General features: G+C 68.7%; 15 protein-coding genes. 9 read left to right on the forward strand and 6 right to left on the reverse strand.

Annotated elements, in window-relative coordinates; genetic code table 11:
• Nucleotides 1–9: 9 nt before the first annotated feature.
• The 3 genes from HHX40_RS11495 to HHX40_RS11505 form a co-directional block, all read right to left on the reverse strand.
• On the reverse strand, nucleotides 10–1,788 hold the full coding sequence (locus HHX40_RS11495) for a hypothetical protein (RefSeq protein WP_182880549.1): 1,779 nt from the start codon (nucleotides 1,786–1,788) through the stop codon (nucleotides 10–12).
• 107 nt (nucleotides 1,789–1,895) lie between these two features.
• Nucleotides 1,896–3,245, reverse strand: coding sequence for a glycoside hydrolase family 30 protein (locus HHX40_RS11500; protein ID WP_182880550.1), 1,350 nt, complete (start codon nucleotides 3,243–3,245; stop codon nucleotides 1,896–1,898).
• Nucleotides 3,246–4,176: 931 nt separating this feature from the next.
• Entirely contained in the window at nucleotides 4,177–4,953 is a 777-nt protein-coding gene (locus HHX40_RS11505; RefSeq protein WP_182880551.1) for an alpha/beta fold hydrolase, read from the reverse strand.
• A gap of 215 nt (nucleotides 4,954–5,168) precedes the next feature.
• Here HHX40_RS11505 and HHX40_RS11510 point away from each other — a divergent pair, with 215 nt between their 5' ends.
• On the forward strand, nucleotides 5,169–5,666 hold the full coding sequence (locus HHX40_RS11510; RefSeq protein ID WP_182880552.1) for a pyridoxamine 5'-phosphate oxidase family protein: 498 nt from the start codon (nucleotides 5,169–5,171) through the stop codon (nucleotides 5,664–5,666).
• A gap of 160 nt (nucleotides 5,667–5,826) precedes the next feature.
• Complete coding sequence (locus HHX40_RS11515; RefSeq protein ID WP_220499047.1) at nucleotides 5,827–6,471, forward strand: DNA alkylation repair protein; 645 nt, start codon at nucleotides 5,827–5,829, stop codon at nucleotides 6,469–6,471.
• A 139-nt stretch (nucleotides 6,472–6,610) separates the two neighbouring features.
• On the opposite strand, the gene HHX40_RS11520 is transcribed toward HHX40_RS11515, so the two are convergent.
• Nucleotides 6,611–7,087, reverse strand: a complete 477-nt coding sequence (locus HHX40_RS11520; protein WP_182880554.1) for an ArsR/SmtB family transcription factor — start codon at nucleotides 7,085–7,087, stop codon at nucleotides 6,611–6,613.
• A gap of 219 nt (nucleotides 7,088–7,306) precedes the next feature.
• Between HHX40_RS11520 and HHX40_RS11525 the strand changes: the two genes are divergently transcribed.
• Genes HHX40_RS11525 through HHX40_RS11535 form a run of 3 tightly spaced genes read left to right on the forward strand, consistent with a single transcriptional unit; the run spans nucleotide 7,307 to nucleotide 9,109 of the window.
• Complete coding sequence (locus HHX40_RS11525) at nucleotides 7,307–7,693, forward strand: hypothetical protein (RefSeq protein WP_182880555.1); 387 nt, start codon at nucleotides 7,307–7,309, stop codon at nucleotides 7,691–7,693.
• A gap of 14 nt (nucleotides 7,694–7,707) precedes the next feature.
• Entirely contained in the window at nucleotides 7,708–8,637 is a 930-nt protein-coding gene (locus HHX40_RS11530) for a DNRLRE domain-containing protein (protein ID WP_182880556.1), read from the forward strand.
• Nucleotides 8,638–8,668: 31 nt separating this feature from the next.
• Entirely contained in the window at nucleotides 8,669–9,109 is a 441-nt protein-coding gene (locus tag HHX40_RS11535) for a LamG domain-containing protein (RefSeq protein WP_182880557.1), read from the forward strand.
• 2,253 nt (nucleotides 9,110–11,362) lie between these two features.
• Here HHX40_RS11535 and HHX40_RS37635 read toward each other — a convergent pair.
• Complete coding sequence (locus HHX40_RS37635) at nucleotides 11,363–11,704, reverse strand: hypothetical protein (protein WP_182880558.1); 342 nt, start codon at nucleotides 11,702–11,704, stop codon at nucleotides 11,363–11,365.
• Nucleotides 11,705–11,735: 31 nt separating this feature from the next.
• Between HHX40_RS37635 and HHX40_RS11545 the strand changes: the two genes are divergently transcribed.
• The 4 genes from HHX40_RS11545 (at nucleotide 11,736) to HHX40_RS11560 (ending at nucleotide 15,680) form a co-directional block, all read left to right on the forward strand.
• Nucleotides 11,736–12,227, forward strand: coding sequence for a pyridoxamine 5'-phosphate oxidase family protein (locus HHX40_RS11545; RefSeq protein WP_182880559.1), 492 nt, complete (start codon nucleotides 11,736–11,738; stop codon nucleotides 12,225–12,227).
• A 225-nt stretch (nucleotides 12,228–12,452) separates the two neighbouring features.
• Nucleotides 12,453–13,523 carry a type III polyketide synthase gene (locus tag HHX40_RS11550; RefSeq protein WP_138461037.1) on the forward strand — a complete coding sequence of 357 codons (1,071 nt, stop codon included), beginning with the start codon at nucleotides 12,453–12,455 and terminating at the stop codon, nucleotides 13,521–13,523.
• A gap of 48 nt (nucleotides 13,524–13,571) precedes the next feature.
• Entirely contained in the window at nucleotides 13,572–14,408 is an 837-nt protein-coding gene (locus HHX40_RS11555; RefSeq protein WP_182880560.1) for a sterol desaturase family protein, read from the forward strand.
• A gap of 39 nt (nucleotides 14,409–14,447) precedes the next feature.
• On the forward strand, nucleotides 14,448–15,680 hold the full coding sequence (locus HHX40_RS11560) for a beta-ketoacyl-[acyl-carrier-protein] synthase family protein (RefSeq protein WP_182880561.1): 1,233 nt from the start codon (nucleotides 14,448–14,450) through the stop codon (nucleotides 15,678–15,680).
• Nucleotides 15,681–15,717: 37 nt separating this feature from the next.
• On the opposite strand, the gene HHX40_RS11565 is transcribed toward HHX40_RS11560, so the two are convergent.
• Nucleotides 15,718–17,973 carry a hypothetical protein gene (locus HHX40_RS11565; RefSeq protein ID WP_182880562.1) on the reverse strand — a complete coding sequence of 752 codons (2,256 nt, stop codon included), beginning with the start codon at nucleotides 17,971–17,973 and terminating at the stop codon, nucleotides 15,718–15,720.
• Nucleotides 17,974–18,018 lie beyond the last annotated feature (45 nt).

The raw sequence follows: 18,018 nt of genomic DNA on the forward strand, positions 1-18,018 counted from the left end.
CCGCACCGCTCACGGCCTCAGCTTGAGCCTCTTCCTCGAAGCGCCCGGGAACACGACGACCAGGTGCTCCTCTCCCAGACCGCGGACCCGCACGTGGACACGGACCCGGTAGCGGCCCTTCCCCGCGATCGCCAGGTTCGGCATCGGGGCGCCCGCGCCCACCTCTCCGCCCTCGCCCATCTCCGGCACGGTGAGCCGGCCGCTGCGGCTGACGACCGGCACCTCGTCGACCTGATCCCACCCGGCCGTCCGCCGTGGCGGCGGGGTGCGGAAGGCCTTCACCGTGAGGCACAGGTCGGCGACGTCCTCGACGTGCCCGACGAGCACCGCGCTGCCGGCCACCCCGATGAGGGCGCTGTCTTCGAAGGACTTGTCGGTCGCCCGCTCCGCCGCCTCGTCGGCCGCTTCGTCCTGCGGGTCGTAGACCAGGTAGCCGGGATCGCCGTCGGCGAACAGGAAGTAGTTGGCGGTGGCCTGGACGACGCCCTTCGTCCGGGGCCACGGGTCGCGGCACTCGGCGTTCCGCTCGGCGACGTAGGCGTCGTTCGCCGCCTTCGTCTCGGCGGTCGACCGCAACAGCTCGGGATGGGTCGCGCCGACGATCTCCGGGCAGACGTAGACGAGGTCCCACGGGTCAGCGCCCCAGGCGGGCCGCGCGCTCCCGGCCCGGGTCAGGATCGCCTCCTGTTCCTCGCGGTCCTTCGTTCGGCACAGCGCCCGCCCGTACGCGAGGACCTGCTGGTCGGACATGCTGTCCGGGAACATGGGCGGGACTCCGCCGTCCGTGCTCCGCGCCCGGCACAGGAACGCGGCGTCGCGTTCCGCGGGTTTCAGGTCGCCGAAACTGGGCCGGTCATAGCAGTTCGCCGACCAGCCGGTGTAGGCGAAGTGCGGGGTCTGCTCCGGGTGGATCATCGCGATGACCGGCAGCAGGGCCACGGCCGCCGCCGCGACGCGGATCACGCGCCGCCGCGCGGGCGGCAGGTCCGCCGGGCGGCCCTCGGTGGGCAGTTCACGGGCGGTCGCCGCGATCCACACGGTGCTGACGAGCCCCAGCGCGTCCATCATGACCGGTATCGCCAGATCGCCGCCGCTGGGAATCATCGCGAAGCGGACGTTGAGCGGGATCACCAGCACGCAGACGCCCACCGACACCCACCCGGCGGCCTGGGTGCCGCGGCTCCACCGGCCGTCGCGCCGCTGCCCGACGAGCGTGACGACGGTCGCCGCCACTCCGCCCAGCATCAGGCCCAGTTCGACGACGCCGCCCGAGCCGAGCTCCGGGAGGTCGAGTTCGTCGAGCAGGTCGTCGGCCATCCCGGCCAGCTCGACCGCGAAGATCGCTCCGGCCGCCGCGCGCAGCACGCGGGACCGCCAGCGGATGACGAGCAGGTAGAGGACGTCGATCGCGGCCCACAGCGCGAGCTGGAATGCCGCGTCGACCGCGTCGGGGAGCAGCGCGATCGGAAACCACAGCACGAGGGCGTACGCCACCGCCAGGTACAGCAGCAGGCGCAGCGCCCTCGCCCGGCGGTCCAGGAGTCCCGGCGCGGGGGCACGCAGGATCAGCCACAGCAGCGCGGCCTTCACCAGGGCGGCCACGAGCAGGGCCGCAGTCGTGGAGGTGCCGAACCCGCCGCGCGTGTAGAACCCCGCGAAGGCCGGCGGCGACCATTCGACGGCCACCCAGAGCCAGGCGTCGCCCAGCACCAGGCCCACGGCCGCCGCCGCGAGGACCAGGCCTGCCGATCCGATCCTGAGGATCCGCCAGAGACTGTCCGGAAGCACGGGACGCGATCTTAGTGCGGCACCGCCGTCCCTGCGGACACAGCGGAACCGGCGGTCCCGCGCCGCCGATCAGACTCCAGGATCTTCATGCGCCGGGGCGGGACGGCTCAGCCCAGGACGATCGTCGTCAGGGCGCGCGGCGCGATCGTCACGCCCTTGCCCCGCAGGGGGATGGGGGCCACCGCGTTGTCCTGGTCGGTCAGGTAGGCCCGGGCCCGGCCGTGGCCCTTGATCTTGTCCCAGGTGACGGGGTCCGTACCCGTGTTGAGGATCTCGACGACGCGGGAACCGTCGGCGTTGCGGAACGCGGAGACCTTCAGGCCGGGGTCGGAGGCCGTCGCCCCGAGCCGCACCGCGCCGGGCCTGATGAACCTGCTGTAGGCGGCCATCGCCCACAGCCGCCGGGACACCTGGTAGGTCTGCGTCGCCGTGTCGATTCGGATGAACGCCCTGGTGGCCCCGCTCGAAGCGCCCAGCCAGTACACGTAGGCGGAGGCGCCGCCGAGCGTCAGCGCGTCGTTCACGGCCTGCGCGACCGTCATGCCGTCCTGGCCGCTGCCGTCGTCCCACTGCTCGTCCCACGTGCTGCCGCCGGGGCCCCACTCCGACATCCACGTGTGGCGGTCCGTCGGCAACGGGGAGGTCGGAGGACTGGCGTAGGAGTGGCCGGTGTGCACCCGCACCCAGCGGGCGGCCTCGGGGTCGGCCTCGATCGCCTCCGTGTACGCCTTGGCCTGGTCCCAGCCGAAGGAGTCGCAGCACGCCACCTTCACGCCCGCGGCCCCGGCCACCGGGCCGAGCACCTTGACGAACCCGGCGGCCTCCTCGGGGGTGAAGCGCATGGACTCGTAGCCGGCCGTCCAGTCGGGCTCGTTCGTGAAGCCCAGGTCGGTGATCCTGACGCCTTCCCGCGCGTAGAACTTCGTGTACTGCACGAGGTAGTTCGCGTAGGCCTGCTGCCACTCCGGCAGCAGCTTGCCGCCGTTCCTCGCGTCGCCGTTGTCCTTCATGTAGCCGGGCGCGCTCCAGGCATCGGCGAAGAAACGCCGCACGCCGTACCTCTGGGCGGCCTTGGCCATCCAGACCTGGCTGTTGTCGTCGCCGTCCCAGACGTACCTGGGCGGCGCCGTCGGGCCGCCCGGGTCCTCCGGCTGGATCGAGACCATCTGGTCGTACGGGCTGCCCGCCGGCCGCGCTCCGATGCCGAGCCGGAGAATGCTGAGCCCGGCCCCCTTCTGGCGGCTGAACCACAGATCGAGGATCTCCTGCTGCTTGTCCTCCGGCAGGGCCTTGATCAGCTCATTGCGCCGGAACGCGGTGGAGACCCCGAACCCGTCGATCTTCTGGTACTTCACGCTGTCGTCGATGTCGATGGTGACCGGCGACGCGGCCGCCGGCTGCGCCTGCCCGATCAGCGGAACGGCGAGCAGTGCGGCCGCGAGGACGTGTTTACGCATGGCTACTCCGGTGTCGAGGGGGTTTCCGCGCCTGCACAGGCACCTCGGAATCTGGGCAGGGCCGGCGTCATGCGGCCGCGGCGCGGTTGCGGAACGGTCGGTGGGGGCTCGTGCCGAGGGCGACTCCGACGTGTGCGGGACGAACTCCTCTATGGCCGGACAGTCCCGGAACACTCACAGAAATAGCACGCCGAAACGTGTGACTCAATATGTCCGGCCGGATTCCCGAAAATTTCGGCGTAATTCGCCACAGAAAGGGGCGCCCGCCATCCTCCGGCCATTGCCGGCAGGGGGACGGCAGGGACGGTGTGGCGTTCGGCTCGCCGTCCGAGCCTCCCCGCCGACCCGGGACAGGCGGGACGCACGCGTCGGGGAAACCGGCCTTCTGGTTCAACACCCCTGCTCACCGGCCTGGTTGCGGTGTCGCGGGAGCGCGCCTCAGGGTGGCGCCGTGCCGACCACGGCACTCATGATGCTTGACACGTATCTGTAACCTGTCTACACTTCTGAACAGAAACTATCGAATTAGGTTCGAAACTTTTCGACGAGATTGGCCGGATGCGAATTTTCGGAAACCGTGTGACGAATGGTCACGCGGCCTTTTCGCCCTGACGCGGAATATCACCCGGCGTCTTACTACGGCAGTCGCCGATTCCTGGCTGACCGAGACATTTGCTCGGTCGAGGCGGGCACGGCGATGGAACCAGCGGGAACGTGCCTGGTGGCGGCGTCGCCAGCACAGCCGGCGTGTGGCATGACCGGGCGGATGTACGGGTTGCAGGACAGCGGTGAGCAGGCGCCCGATCTCCGGGACGGTCAGCGGGATCAACCTGCGCAAGCCAGTGCAGCCGCCGTACACCTCATCGCCGCAGAGGAGACCGTCCGCGTTGCTTACGCGATGCTCGCGTGGTTGGAGTAGCCAACAGCACGATCACCTACCGTCGAGAAAGGCGGTGGTCGCCCGCGTGACGCGCGGGTCGAAGAGCGTTGTCATGTGCCCTCGGCCACGGAGCAGGAGGAGCCGAGCGTTCGGGATGCCGCGTGCGGTCGCTTCGACGAGCGCGGGTGGGACGATGGGATCCCGGGTGCCACCCACGACGAGCGTGGGTGCGGTGATCTCGCCCAGCCGTGCCGTCACATCCCACTCCTGAATGGCTTCGATGAGGGCGACCTCACCAGGGGCTCGCTGTCGGCCGGCGCCGAGCGCGTACATGGCCGCGACGACCACGCGCAGGAGTCCGTGTGCGACCAGGCCGCTGCTGATCCAGGCGGCGGATTTCCCCCGGCGTTCCATCTCGACGCTCCGTAGCAGGTCATGTCGTCCGCGGTCGCTGACGCGGCTCGCGGCGACGGAGATGACCAGGCGGTGTACGACTTCGGGGTGGTCCATCGCGAGTTGGAGCGCGGTGACGCCTCCACCGGAGCTGCCCATGACGTCGACCGGTTTGCCGAACCGCTCCCGCAGTGCGATGGCGTGCCATCCGGCCAATCGGGCTATGGTCGTGCCGGAAGGCATGTCGATGGGACGGTTGATCAGGTGGACCGTGCGGCCAGATCCGAGCGCGACGGCGCGGGCCGACCGGGCCATGGCTCTCGGGACCCCCTGGGACAGGTCGGCACCCGGACCGAGGCCGGCCAGGAAGACCAGGGGTGCGCCGTTCCCGGTAGCCGCCACGGACAGTCCGTCGTTCAGGCGTTCGCCCTGCATCCGGCCTCCGCCCGTGCGCAGTCGCGTTGTCGCAGACCGAGATCCTAGCCAGTAACGCCGCCACCAGGCACGTTCCCGCTGGTTCCACCGCCGTACCCGCCTCGACCGAGCTGCAGCCGGAAGAATTCGGCAACTCGGAGGCCGGCGGATGTCGAGAACGCTCCGGCGGCTCCGTCCCCGGCTCGGATCACGACGACAACCCTGGAGGGACCGCCATGCGAGCGAACGAGATCGCCGAGATTCTGGACCGGCCGATCAGCCGAGAGCTGCTGGCACGCGACGTGACCCGGCTGGCGTACGTGGCCAAGGACGGCACGCCCCGGAACGTCCCGATCGCGTTCACCTGGAACGGCTCGCAGATCGTCATGTGCACCACGAAGAACGCCCCGAAGCTCCCGGCCCTGCGCGAGAACCCGATGGTCGCCCTGACCATCGACACCGAGGTGCATCCGCCCAGGATCCTGCTGATCCGCGGCCGGGCCGAGCTGGACGTCGTCGACGGCATCCCGGACGAGTACCTCCAGATGAACGGCTCGTACGAGATGACGCCGGAGCAGCGCGTCGAGTGGGAGGCCGAGGTCCGCTCGCTCTACGACGGCATGGTCCGGATCGTGGTGACCCCGACCTGGGCCAAGCTGATCGACTTCGAGACGACCCTCCCGAGCGCGATCGAGGAGCTGGTCCGGCAGCGGGCCGAACGTGAGCGCGCCTGAACACGGTCTTCGACGACGCCACGGACGCCGTCAGCGGTGGTGGCCTGTTTCGAGAGGACTGAGCCGAACGTACGAGTGCTCGTAGGCTGCTCTCGCACGTGACGGACAGGAGGCTGAGGTGGCCGGAACGACCCCGACCGAGACGACGCTGCCCGAGGTGATGACCGAGCTGGCCGAGCTCGAGGACCCGAGGGCGCGCGAGGTGAACGAGAGACACGGCGACGATCACGGTGTGAACCTCGGCAAGCTGCGCGCGCTCGCGAAGCGGCTGAAGACGCAGCAGGAACTCGCGTGCCGGCTCTGGGAGACGGATGACACCGCGGCGCGGTTGCTGGCGATCCTGATCTGCCGTCCGAAGGCGTTCGAGCGTGACCAGCTGGATGGCATGCTGCGCGAGGCGCGTGCCCCCAAGGTGCACGACTGGCTCGTGAACTACGTGGTGAAGAAGAACCCGCACGCCGAAGAGCTGCGCCTGGCCTGGTCCGCCGATCCGGATCCCGTGGTCGCGAGTGCCGGCTGGGCGCTGACCACCGAACGTGTGACGAAGAAGCCCGAGGGCCTCGACCTCGCAGGGCTGCTCGACGTCATCGAAGCGGAGATGAAGAACGCCCCGGATCGCCTGCAGTGGGCGATGAACCACTGTCTGGCGCAGATCGGGATCGAGCACGCCGAGCATCGTGCCCGGGCGATCGACATCGGCGAGCGCCTGGAGGTGCTCAAGGACTACCCGACTCCCCCGGGCTGCACCTCTCCGTACGCGCCGATCTGGATCACCGAACTCGTACGCCGGCAGCACGAGAAATAGGAAGGTCCCACTCACACCCGCGCCGCCTGATACTCCAGCCGTCGATGACGATCTCGCGCGTGGGCTGGTGGCAGAGATGCCCGACAAACAGGTCTGCCGCGGCTGAAGTCACCGGTTCTGGTTGCCGCAGGAACGATCGTCAGGCGATCAGCCCCGGGCGGCGACCTTCGAGCAGCGCGGTGCCGAGGTCGGTGATGGTGTGGATCACCGCCTGTCCGAGGCGCCGGCTTTGCACGAGGCCTGCCTCGCGCAGTGTGGTCGCCTGGCGACTGGCGGTCGATCCGGGGATGCCGAGCCGCAGGGCGAGCTCTCCCGTGGTGCAGTCGCCGTCGGCGATGGCCTCGAGGACATGGGTGCGGGTCAGGCCGAGCAGCCGCGTCAGGGCGGGGCGTCCGTCCACAGCTTCGTCGTGCGCCCAGCCGGGGTCGTGTTCGATCGGGTAGACCAGCACCGGAGGAAGCTCGGGATCGCGCAGGGTGATGGGTGTTTCCCGGCAGAAGAACGAGGGCTGCGGCACCAGGCCCCGGCCGTTGGGGTGGATGTCGTGGTCGGCGGGATAGGACAGTTCGAGCGTCGGCAAGCTCCACCTGGCCGAGGGATGCAGCGTGGAGAACACCGCCCCCCACCCATGGTCGTACAGTATCCGGGCGCGCCCTGCCCGTTCCCGGGCGACCTGTGCCCGGATGCGCGGCCAGTACGGCGACAGACATGCCTGGAAGTAGGCATCGGACGCTGATGCGACGGCGGCGACCGCCTCCTGGTCGCCTCTGGTTAGGTCGGCGGCACCCGGCCCGCGCTGGCCGAGAGCGGTGCCGGCTCGTCCCCGCCTCCGGCCATGGCCGCGAGCGAGAGGCAGGCCGTGGACCTCGCACGGGCGTCGCGGCAACGGGTGGAAGTGCTGCCGCTGCGGACCGAGACGCGGCAGGTTTTCGTCAACGCCGACGGGACTCTCACCTCCGAGACGTCGGCGCTGCCCGAACGGGTGCGACGCGGCGCCGACTGGGCCGACGTCGACACCACCCTCCGCTTCTCCGCCGACGGCACGGTGCGGCCGGTCGCGACGCCGCTGAACCTGTCCTTCTCCGGTGGCGGGACCTCGCCGCTGGCGACCATCGGCGAGGGCGCGCGTTCGGTCGTGACGACCTGGCCGACGACGCTGCCGAAGCCCGTTCTCGACGGGAACACGGCGACGTACGCGTCGGGCTGCCCGGTGTCGACCTGAAGGTGGCAGCCTCGGTGCTCGGGTACTCCGAGGTGCTGGTGGTCAAGACCAGGGAGGCCGCCGCCAACCCCGCACTGGTGAGGCTCTCTTTCGGGATGCGGGCGAACGGCCTGACGGTGCGCAGGACACCGACAGGCGGCCTGAGCGCCGTGACCGGCACAGGCGCGGAGGTGTTCCACTCGCCCATGCCTCGCATGTGGGACTCCTCCGGTGCCACGCCCCAGACCTCACCTGTGGCGGGTCCGCAGCGGCAGAACAAGCAGGCGGTGATGGGCGTTGACGTCGCCGGTGACCGGATGGCCATCTCCCCCGACCGCTCCCTGCTCACCGCCCCCGACACGACCTATCCCGTCTACATCGACCCCCAATGGTCAGGCATCAAGCTGGCCTGGACGTATGTGGACAAGGCTTACCCGTCCCAGTCGTACTGGAACTCCGACCACGTCCCCGAGGTGGGCTACTACGGCAGCGGGGTAAAGCGGTCGTTCTTCCGGATGGACTCCGACAACGTCAACGGCAAGCACATCCTCCTCAAGGCGACGTTCCGGATCACCCAGACCAAGTCGTGGGGCCGTACCTCGGATCCCCAGGTCGTCCAGCTCTGGCTGACCGGGGGCACCTCCAAATCCACCACCTGGAGTCACCAGCCGTCCCGGGCCGACCACCTGGACAGCGTCGCCTCCGACGCGGGATACAGCTCCTCCTGCACAGACAAGGGCATCGAGTTCGACGCCACCTCCGCGATCGTCAAGGCCGCCAAGAACGGCTGGTCGAACACGACGTTCGGGCTGAAGGACTACGACGACGGCGCGGGCAGTGTGTGGGTGAGGTCGCGGAGTAGTAGAGCTGGAAACCGCCGCCTCTGCCGGCGGACTGGCTCATCACCGTGGAGTTTCTGGTCGTATCGGCCAGGCGCACCCAGGCCGACACCGACATCCCCCTAGCTACCGCGTCTACACGGAGAGCGGCGTCAAGGTGCCCCGCTGGGGCTTCTCCACCGCCAGCGACGACACCGACTCCGAGGTGATGACGGTCGACAAGTCCGCCGAGCCGATCGACTGCTCCGCGATCAACTCCTGGACCCACCTGACGGGGGTCTACGACGAGGTCGCCAAGGAGATCCGGCTGTACGTGAACGGACAGCTCTCCGACGTACGGCCGTCGTCGGGCTGGCACGCCGGCGGCGGCCTCGAGATCGGCCGGGTCAAGTACCGGGGTAGCTACGTCGACTACTTCGCCGGTGACGTCAACGACGTCCGCGTGTTCGCCGGAACCCTCACCGCACGAGAAGGCGCAGGAAAGGGACAGGCAGGCGCGGGACTGGGATGGGCTGAGGCCGTCACCGCCCCCGCGCCCTCGCCGCAGTCAGCCTCGGTGATCTCGCGGCCGTCGCGCCGGGCCTGGCCGGCCAGATGAGTTAGCGCCGCAGCGGCCTGGCCGCGGATGTCGAGCAGCGCACGGCCGGATAGGACGAGGGCGACTCCCCGCGGGAGACAGCCCGGTCACGGTCGTGGCGGCCGACAGGAGCCGGGCGGTGATGGCGATGTCGATCAGCCGGATGCGTGCAGCGGGATAGCCCAGACTCGGCTTCGGCGTACTGGCCCCAGGAGGTGTGCCGTAAGCATCAGTTACTACTTACGTATCAATGGTTCCTGCGGACCTTGCGGATGATCTTAACGAATCGAAAGACAACCAGGGTGACCAGCAGGATCATGATCCCCAGGAATGATAGTTCGACCCATCCAAAACCCAGCATTTACACTCCTAAAGAGAGAGGGGCTAAGGAGCATGCTACGCTCCTTAGCCCCCCTATTATCGGCTACCTATGACTAGGCGTCTAGTCTTCCAGCCAGTGGCAGACGGTGTCCACGAGGCTCCCACCTTCATACCACGATAGGCAGATTCGCTTCCCTGTGGGGTAGGTCTTGCGTGGTGTCCAGGACGCGGAAGCGTCATTAGTGACACAGCCGGAATGATAAGAACCATTGCGTGTTTCTACCGTAGCGCCGCTAGAATTGAGGATACGGTAGACCCCTTGGTATTTGCAGATGCTTCCCTGGCGGTGTCGAGCTACGTACGCGGAACTCACGTAATTTGAGTCGCCTATGACTTCACCGCAAACACTCCCACCGGTCGCGCCCTGGTATAGACAGCTGGAGGCATCCAGCGGCCTTGGGCCATCGCCCGACGCAGCAGGAGACTGGGCCGGGAGAATCGGAAGCGCAGATGCCGAAGTTGGAACGGCCAGCACGTAGACTGCCGTTACCAGCACCGGGGCGAGAAGCATCCGGAGGAGCTGGCGCGCTTGGCTCATAAGTGGAGGAGTCCGTTCTCTTGGTCTGACCTTACCGCTTCCGGTTTCGCTCAGTAAGTAAGCGCAAAGCAGACGCGACCGACACGATCTCCGCTTTCGAAATAGGAGACACAGGCCTGTGTGCCAGTGGGAAAATCCTTCTGCACGAGCTGGTTATCGAAGTACCCGCGCAAGGAACACCCGCTATGCCGTGACGTGTACTTACTGTAGATCAGCGATCCACTTTTGTTGTACACTCCAAGGTGTCCCTGATAGTCGCAGGTTGAGATACCCGGGAGAGGCTGGCGTGTGACAAAGAAGTCGTGTATGTACTTCTCTGTCCCGTAAACGCCGCCGCATACGTAGCCAACGCCTGAGCTGACACCTGTGCAGGACTGCGCGTCGTAAGTAGTTGCATCGGGAGCCGGCGGTGGCGGTTTTCCAACGCATGGATCGCCGACTTTGCATCCGTCTCCTGGTTCCCCAGCAATGAAGGGAAGAAGGTGCATTCCCGGAGGACGGGACGCGGATGAGGCGCTGGCGTTTGCTACGTTTGAGGTAGCAGCTAAGAGTGCTGTGAACGCCAGCAGGGAGATAAGTGCGGCCGTGAGTTTGTGACCTAGCCTCAGCGGGGAGTTGGCCAGCTGATCGTGCATGGTTCCCCTTTCTTTTCTGCTGTCTGTATACCGGAGTGCGCGTCGTGGCAGGCGCTGCTTTGAACAATTACTCCGTGGTTATCGCCCCTGCCGTAGTTACGCATGTCTGAAGCTAATAGGAGCGTCAGGGAATATCAAGCTATGAGTCGACTAAATTTTCTCTAGATTATGGAGAGCGACATTCCAAATGCATTGAGTTATTCCCGTGGTTTAGTGAGCTCTCGTTGAAATGCGAATCGTGGAAATAACCCCTACGCTGGCCATCGACGGACCTCTCGGCTCCCTCAATGAACTGAGAGGCCCGTCCGCGAGGGTGGCCCGAGCGGATGGCCCGCGATGCCGAGGCCCCCTGTCGTCAGGTCATCGAGCACGAAGGCCAGATAGCGCGGACGGACCGCGGCGATCAGAACTGAACACCCCCGCCGTCTTCCCGGCGAGGAGCCGGGGGGAGGGGGGTGGTCGATGTGCTCGGCGATCTCCAGGGAGACCATCTCGCGGATCGGGGCGTATTCCCGCGAAGACTCAGGTAGACCGGTAGGCCCGATCTGGACAGCTGCCGGTCGACTCGCCGTAGCTCCGGGAGTCCTGGGCTTCTCCCGCTTGCTGCTCACGCTCGTCGGGTGCCACCGGAATAGGTAGAAACGGGCCGCATAGGAGGCTGACCGGACAGAATCCAAAATCTGTCACCTAAAGCATCCCCTGAACTGGAGAAACACGCCGCTATCCCGTCCAGATCTGGCCGGTGCCATGGGCGGTGTCGGCCGGGTCGTGCTCGAGTTCGAACTCCACCCGGGACGCTCCGCCGTCGGATGTGGTGACCCGGGCGGCCAGCGCCGGGGTGAGGGCGGAGGTGACCTTCGTCCCGGACAGGTCCTGCGACGGAGTCGCCTGCATCTGGTCCACCACCAGGTCGGGCACCGCGATCGCCGCGGTCTGCCATCCGGACCAGGCCGAGGAGGTGGTGGCGCCGGTGTCGGTGGCGCGGGCGCGCCAGCGCAGGTGCCAGCCGTCGGTGAGCTTGCCGGCGGGTACGGCGGCCGGGGCGTCGCTGCCAGAGCTCACCGCGGATGAGCTACCGGCCCAGATCTGGCCGGTGCCTTCAGCCGCCGAGATTCTGGACCGGCCGATCAGCCGAGAGCTGCTGGCACGCGACGTGACCCGGCTGGCGTACGTGGCCAAGGACGGCACGCCCCGGAACGTCCCGATCGCGTTCACCTGGAACGGCTCGGAGATCGTCATGTGCACCACGAAGAACGCCCCGAAGCTCCCGGCCCTGCGCGAGAACCCGATGGTCGCCCTGACCATCGACACCGAGGTGCATCCGCCCAGGATCCTGCTGATCCGCGGCCGGGCCGAGCTGGACGTCGTCGACGGCATCCCGGACGAGTACCTCCAGATGAACGGCTCGTACGAGATGACGCCGGAGCAGCGCGTCGAGTGGGAGGCCGAGGTCCGCTCGCTCTACGACGGCATGGTCCGGATCGTGCTGACCCCGACCTGGGCCAAGCTGATCGACTTCGAGACGACCCTCCCGAGCGCGATCGAGGAGCTGGTCCGGCAGCGGGCCGAACGTGAGCGCGCCTGAACACGGTCCCGACGTTCCCCATTGACAATCGATCCCGCGCGGGCGCATCTTGTCAGTGACAAGTTCAGTTCATCGAGGTGAGTAGGAAGGGCCCGGCCACCCCTTGCCGGTCTGAGCCTCATTCGGACGGTCCCGGCGAACAACGCCTGTCTCCGAACGCGCGGCGATTTCCGATGTCGGCCTTTCATTCGTGACACACCGTCGCCAGTCAACCGGGAAGCTCACATGACCCGAATCGCCGCCGTCCGCGGTGCCCTTCCCCCACACCGTTACCCGCAGTCGGAGATCACCGACGCGTTCGCGCAGGTGTGCCTTCCGCGGGGAGGCAGCCGCCGGCTGCTCGACCGGCTGCACGCCTCCGCCCGGGTCGAGCACCGCAGCCTCGTGCTGCCGCTGGAGCGGTACGTCAAGCTCGACGGCTTCGGGGCGGCCAACGACAGGTTCATCGAGGCGGCCGTCGACCTCGGGGCCGAAGTGCTGAGCGATGCGCTCGACGCCGCCGGGCTGACACCGGGCGACGTCGACATGATCATGTTCACGACGGCGACCGGGATCGCCCTGCCCTCGGTCGAAGCGAGGGTGGCGAACCGGCTCGGGATGCGTCCCGACGCCAAGCGGATGCCGATGTTCGGCCTCGCCTGCCTCGGCGGCGTTTCGGGTATCGCACGCCTGCACGACTACCTGCGCGGATGGCCGGACCACGTCGCCGTGCTCCTCTCAGTGGAACTGTGCTCCCTCACCGTGCAGCGGGAGGACCCCTCCCCGGCCAACCTCGTCGCCAGCGGCCTCTTCGGGGACGGCGCCGCCGCAGTCGTGGCCTGCGGGCCCGGCAGGACGGACACGGACGCGCGGCGCGCCCCCGGTCCGACCGTCGTCGCCAGCCGCAGCCGCCTCTACCCGGACTCCGAGCAGGTGATGGCCTGGAACGTCTCCGACAGCGGCTTCCGCATCGTGCTCGACCCCGGCATTCCCGGCATCGTGCGCGCCCACCTCAGGGAGGACGTGCACCGCTTCCTGAGCGACCACGGCCTGTCGGCGCGGGACGTGACCGCCTGGGTGTGCCACGCGGGCGGCCCGAAGATCCTCCAGGCGGTCGCGGAGACTCTCGGCCTTCCCGACGGCGCCCTCGACCTCACCTGGCGGTCCCTGGCGGAGGCGGGAAACCTCTCGTCCTCATCCGTGCTCCACGTCCTGAGAGACACCCTGGCCCTGCGGCCCCCGGAGCCGGGCACGCCGGGGTTGCTCATCGCGCTGGGTCCCGGCTTCTCGTCCGAACTCGTCCTCGTGCGCTGGTAGCGCGCGACCGCCTCCACGTCGGCGTTCTCATCGCACCGGTAGGTATGAGTGGTCACCACGGTCATGTACGCGATCCCGGCATTCCTCCTGCTCGTAGTGGCCGAGGCGGTGTCGTACCGGTTCCTGCCCGGCGACGACGAGCGCGGCTACGCCATCCGCGACGCGGCGACGAGCATGTTCATGGGACTGGTCAACCAGCTGATCGACTTTCCCTGGCACATCCTGGCCGTCCTCGCCTACGCGGGCCTGTACGAGGTGGCGCCCCGGCACCTCTCCGCCGCTTCGGGGTGGACGTGGGTGCTGCTGTTCTTCGCCGAGGACCTGACCTACTACTGGTTCCACCGGTCGCACCACCGGATCCGCCTCCTGTGGGCCAGCCACGTGGTCCACCACTCCAGCCGGTACTTCAACCTGTCGACCGCGCTGCGGCAGAGCTGGACGACGCCGATGACCTCCCTGCCTTTCTGGCTCCCCCTGGCGCTGCTGGGCGTCCCGCCCTGGATGATCTTCCTGCAGAAGTCGGTGAGCCTGCTCTACCAGTTCTTCCTGCACACCGAGCGGGTGGACAGGCTGTGGGCGCCCGTCGAAGCGGTCTTCAACACGCCCTCCCACCACCGCGTGCACCACGGCTCGAACGACGTCTATCTGGACCGCAACTACGGCGGGATCCTCATCGTGTGGGACCGCCTCTTCGGCACCTTCAGGTCCGAGGACCGGCGAGTCGTCTACGGGCTCACCGAGAACGTCGAAAGTCACAACCCCATTCGGGTGGCCTTCGGCGAGTTCGCGCGTCTGTGGCGGGACGTCCGTACGGCGGACCACTGGCGCGACCGTCTCGGGCACCTCTTCGGCCCGCCCGGCTGGATTCCGGAGAAGCGGGGCTGACATGCACCTCCTCGGATCGAGTGGGAAGAAGGCGGCGAGTTGAGCGAGGAGCGGCCACGTGTCGTCGTCACCGGGCTCGGCGCGGTGACGCCGCTCGGCGGGGATGTGGCGTCGACCTGGTCGGCACTCCTTGAGGGGCGGTCGGGCATCCGTGCGCTCACCGAGGACTGGGCCGGCTCCGTCCCGGTGAGGATCGCCGGTGTGGCGGCCGTCGATCCCGCCGGGCTGCTCTCCGCGTCCGAAGCCAGAAGACTGGACCGCGGCGAGCAGCTCGCCCTGGTCGCCGCCCGTGAGGCCTGGCGGGACGCGGGCGCCCCGGAGGTCGACCCGGCGCGGCTCGGCGTCGTCGTCGGCAGCGGCGTCGGCGGCATCACCACGCTCCTGTCGGCGTACGAGACGGTCAGGGAGCGGGGATGGCGGACGCTGTCGCCCTTCACTGTGCCCATGCTCATGCCGAACGGCGCGGCCGGGTGGATCGGGATCGAACTCGGCGCCCAGGCCGGCGTGCACGCCACGGTCAGCGCCTGTTCCTCCGGCGCGGAGTCCGTGGGCTACGCGATCGCGATGATCAGGGAGGGCCGCGCCGACGTGGTCGTCGCGGGCGGCACCGAGGCGGCCATCCATCCGATGAGCCTGAGCGCGTTCGCCGCCATGCGGGCCGTGTCGACCCGCAATCACGAACCGCAGCGGGCGTCCCGGCCGTTCGACAGGGGCCGTGACGGGTTCGTCCTCGGCGAGGGCGCGGGCATCGTGGTGCTGGAGTCGGAGAAGCACGCGCGGGCCCGCGGCGCGAGGACCTACGCCGTGGCCGCCGGAGCGGGCTACTCCGCCGACGCCCACCACATCGCGCAGCCCGAGCCCACCGGTGCGGGTGTCCGGCTCGCCCTGCGGCGCGCGCTGGAGGGCGCCGGCCTGACCGGCGCCGACGTGCGGCACATCAACGCCCACGCCACCTCGACTCCGGCCGGCGACGTCGTCGAGACGGTCGCGATCAAGGAGACGATCGGGACGCATCCGCTGGTGACCGCGACCAAGTCGATGACCGGTCATCTGCTGGGCGGCGCGGGCGCCGTCGAGTCCATCTTCACGGTGCTGGCGCTGCACGAACGCGTCGTCCCCGCGACCATCAACCTGGACGAACCGGACGACGGCGTGGAGGTGGACGTCGTCCGCGGGCGGCCGCGCCCCCTGCCCGGCGGGCAGATCGCCGGGCTCAACCACTCCTTCGGGTTCGGCGGTCACAACGTCGCCGTGGTGTTCACGACCCTATGAGCGGCCCGGCCGCCGTGTTCCCGGCGGCCGGGCCTCGTCAGGAACGGGCCAGGCTGAAGCGCCCGCTTCCGCTCTTCTGTATCACGATCACGGCGTGGGCACCGGTCACGCCCGGCGTGACGGTGAGGCGTTCTGCCGTGCCCGGTCCCTTGCCGAAAGCGCCCTTCGCGTCGGCTCTGGGCCTCGCCCACTTCGTCCCGCTGGGCGCCATCAGGAAGACGTCGAGGTCCTGACCGTCCAGCGGGGTGACGGTGAAGGTCACCGGGACGCCGGCCGTGAGGTCCGCCGTGCGGATCTCGACGACGTCGGCCGACTCCATGGACAGTTCGGCAGAGGTCTTCGGCGCGAGCGAGCCCTCCGACTCGGCGAACTCGACGAGGTAGGAATCCGCGGCGGAGAGCGCCGACACGCGGGGCAGGTGGGTCCTCGGACCGGACGTGGCGTCGACCGCGATGAAGTCCGGCTGATCGCTGCGGGGCATCCAGCTCGCGACCACGTCCCCACCGGTCGCCCCGGCGGCCTTGTACAGGGACAGGTTGGTGTCGTTGGCCGGATCACCCACGTGGAGCGCAGCTACCACGGACCAGGTGGGCCGTGTGGTGGTGAAGGAGAAGTCGCCGCCCCAGAAACTCGGACGGTTGAGCTCGACCCTGTCCAGCAAGGGTTCGTAGAACACGTCGTCGACGGTGTTCTGGAAGAGGGTGGCCAGCACGTTGGACTTCCCTCCCGCGGTGGGCACCGCCGCCACCATGGCGTTCTTGAACTCGCCCACGGTGTTCGGCTTGCTCGCCCGGACAACCGAGACGATCTTCTCCGGGCCCTCGGAGGACAGGTCCCAGTAGATCTCGTTCCTCGGGTCGCCGTCGGCGAGGTCCATCAACGCGCCGGCCACCCGGCCCTCGATGTCGGGCCCGATCGACCCCTCCCAGCCGAGGCTGCCCCACGTGGGGGTCTCCAGCTCGATCGACCCGTCCAGCGGTCCCCAGCGGTAGTGGGTCTCCCCGTACGTCTGGACCGCCAGCCAGTCCGCCCAGCCCTCCGTCCAGGCGCACCCCTCCGAAGTCACGCTCAGCATGAAGTGGGTGAAACACGAGGGGTTCGGCGGATACGCGTCTGCGTAGCCGTAGTCCATGATGAAGTGGCCGAGTTCGTGGGACACCGTCATTTTCTCGAGCTGAGTCGTAGCGCTCAGATGGATGGTGTCGTCTTCAACCGTGTAGTTATCGACCGGGATCGTGACGTCGGGGGCCCACAGAATCGCCGCCTGGCGGCAGGGCGTCGCGCCGGCGACCCAGCAGCCGCCGGGGTTGCCGGCCCAGCCCGTGTACGCCTTCCAGGTGGCGTGCGCGGCCGTGAAGATCCGGAACGCGCCCTCGTCCGCGCTGCCGGGCGGGGGAAGGTAGTTGACGATTTCTCTTCCGCCCTGCTCGACATCCGCGACGACCGGCGTCTGGAACGTGTAGAGGCCCCTGGTCCTCGGATCGGTGACCGACCAGTAGTCGCTGAAGGACAGACCCTTCACGTAGACGTCCTGGCCGCCGCTCTCGTCGCCGTCGTTTCCGTCGAAACACAGCTCGTAGTCGCCCTGGTCGTCGGTCTCGCCTCTGGCGAGCACGTCGTCATGGCCGTCGGCGTCCCGGTCGAAGGCCTGCAGCCTGAGCCGCGGCACGCCCTCGACAGGACCTTCGGCCGTCACGTGCGTGACCCTCCCCTGCACGCAGGTGTCCGCGTCCGCCGCCGCGACCGCCGGGTCCGCCTCCCCGGCCGGAGGGGTGGTGAGCGCGGTCGCGGGCCGTGCCATGCCGAAGAAGGACGTCTCCTCGCCGACGGTGACGTAGACCAGCGCCTCGCTGCCCGGGCCGGGCCGCCCGTCGGTGACGTGCACGGTGACGGCGGCCGGGCCGGGCTCGACGGCCGTGACCGTGCCGGCGTACGTCACCCGCTCGTTCTTCCGCATCGGGCCGGTACGGCTCGCGCGATCGAGGCGGCTGCGCCCGATCGTCGCGGGGCCCCGGCTCACCCCCTCCGGCGGGCTGACCCACCGCAGGCCGGCCGGCAGGTCCGTCACGACCCGCACGTCCGCCGCCTTCTCCTTGGATGTGACCGTGACAGTCAGTGTGGCGGTCTGCCCCACGGCCGGGGCCCGGTCAAGGGCCGCGGTGACGGCGAAGCAGTCGCCGGGCACGCACCGCTCCACCGCGGCGGGTCCGGTCCCGGTCTCCGCCCGGGCCGCCACCCCTCCGGGGGAAAGGCCGACGGCGACCAGCACCACCGCAAGTGAACGACGTAACATGAACTTCCCTTCTCGGCCGGTCGGGCGATGGGCGAGTCGAAGTGA

It is taken from the genome of Microbispora sp. H10949, assembly GCF_014161435.1.
Lineage (GTDB): Bacteria > Actinomycetota > Actinomycetes > Streptosporangiales > Streptosporangiaceae > Microbispora > Microbispora triticiradicis.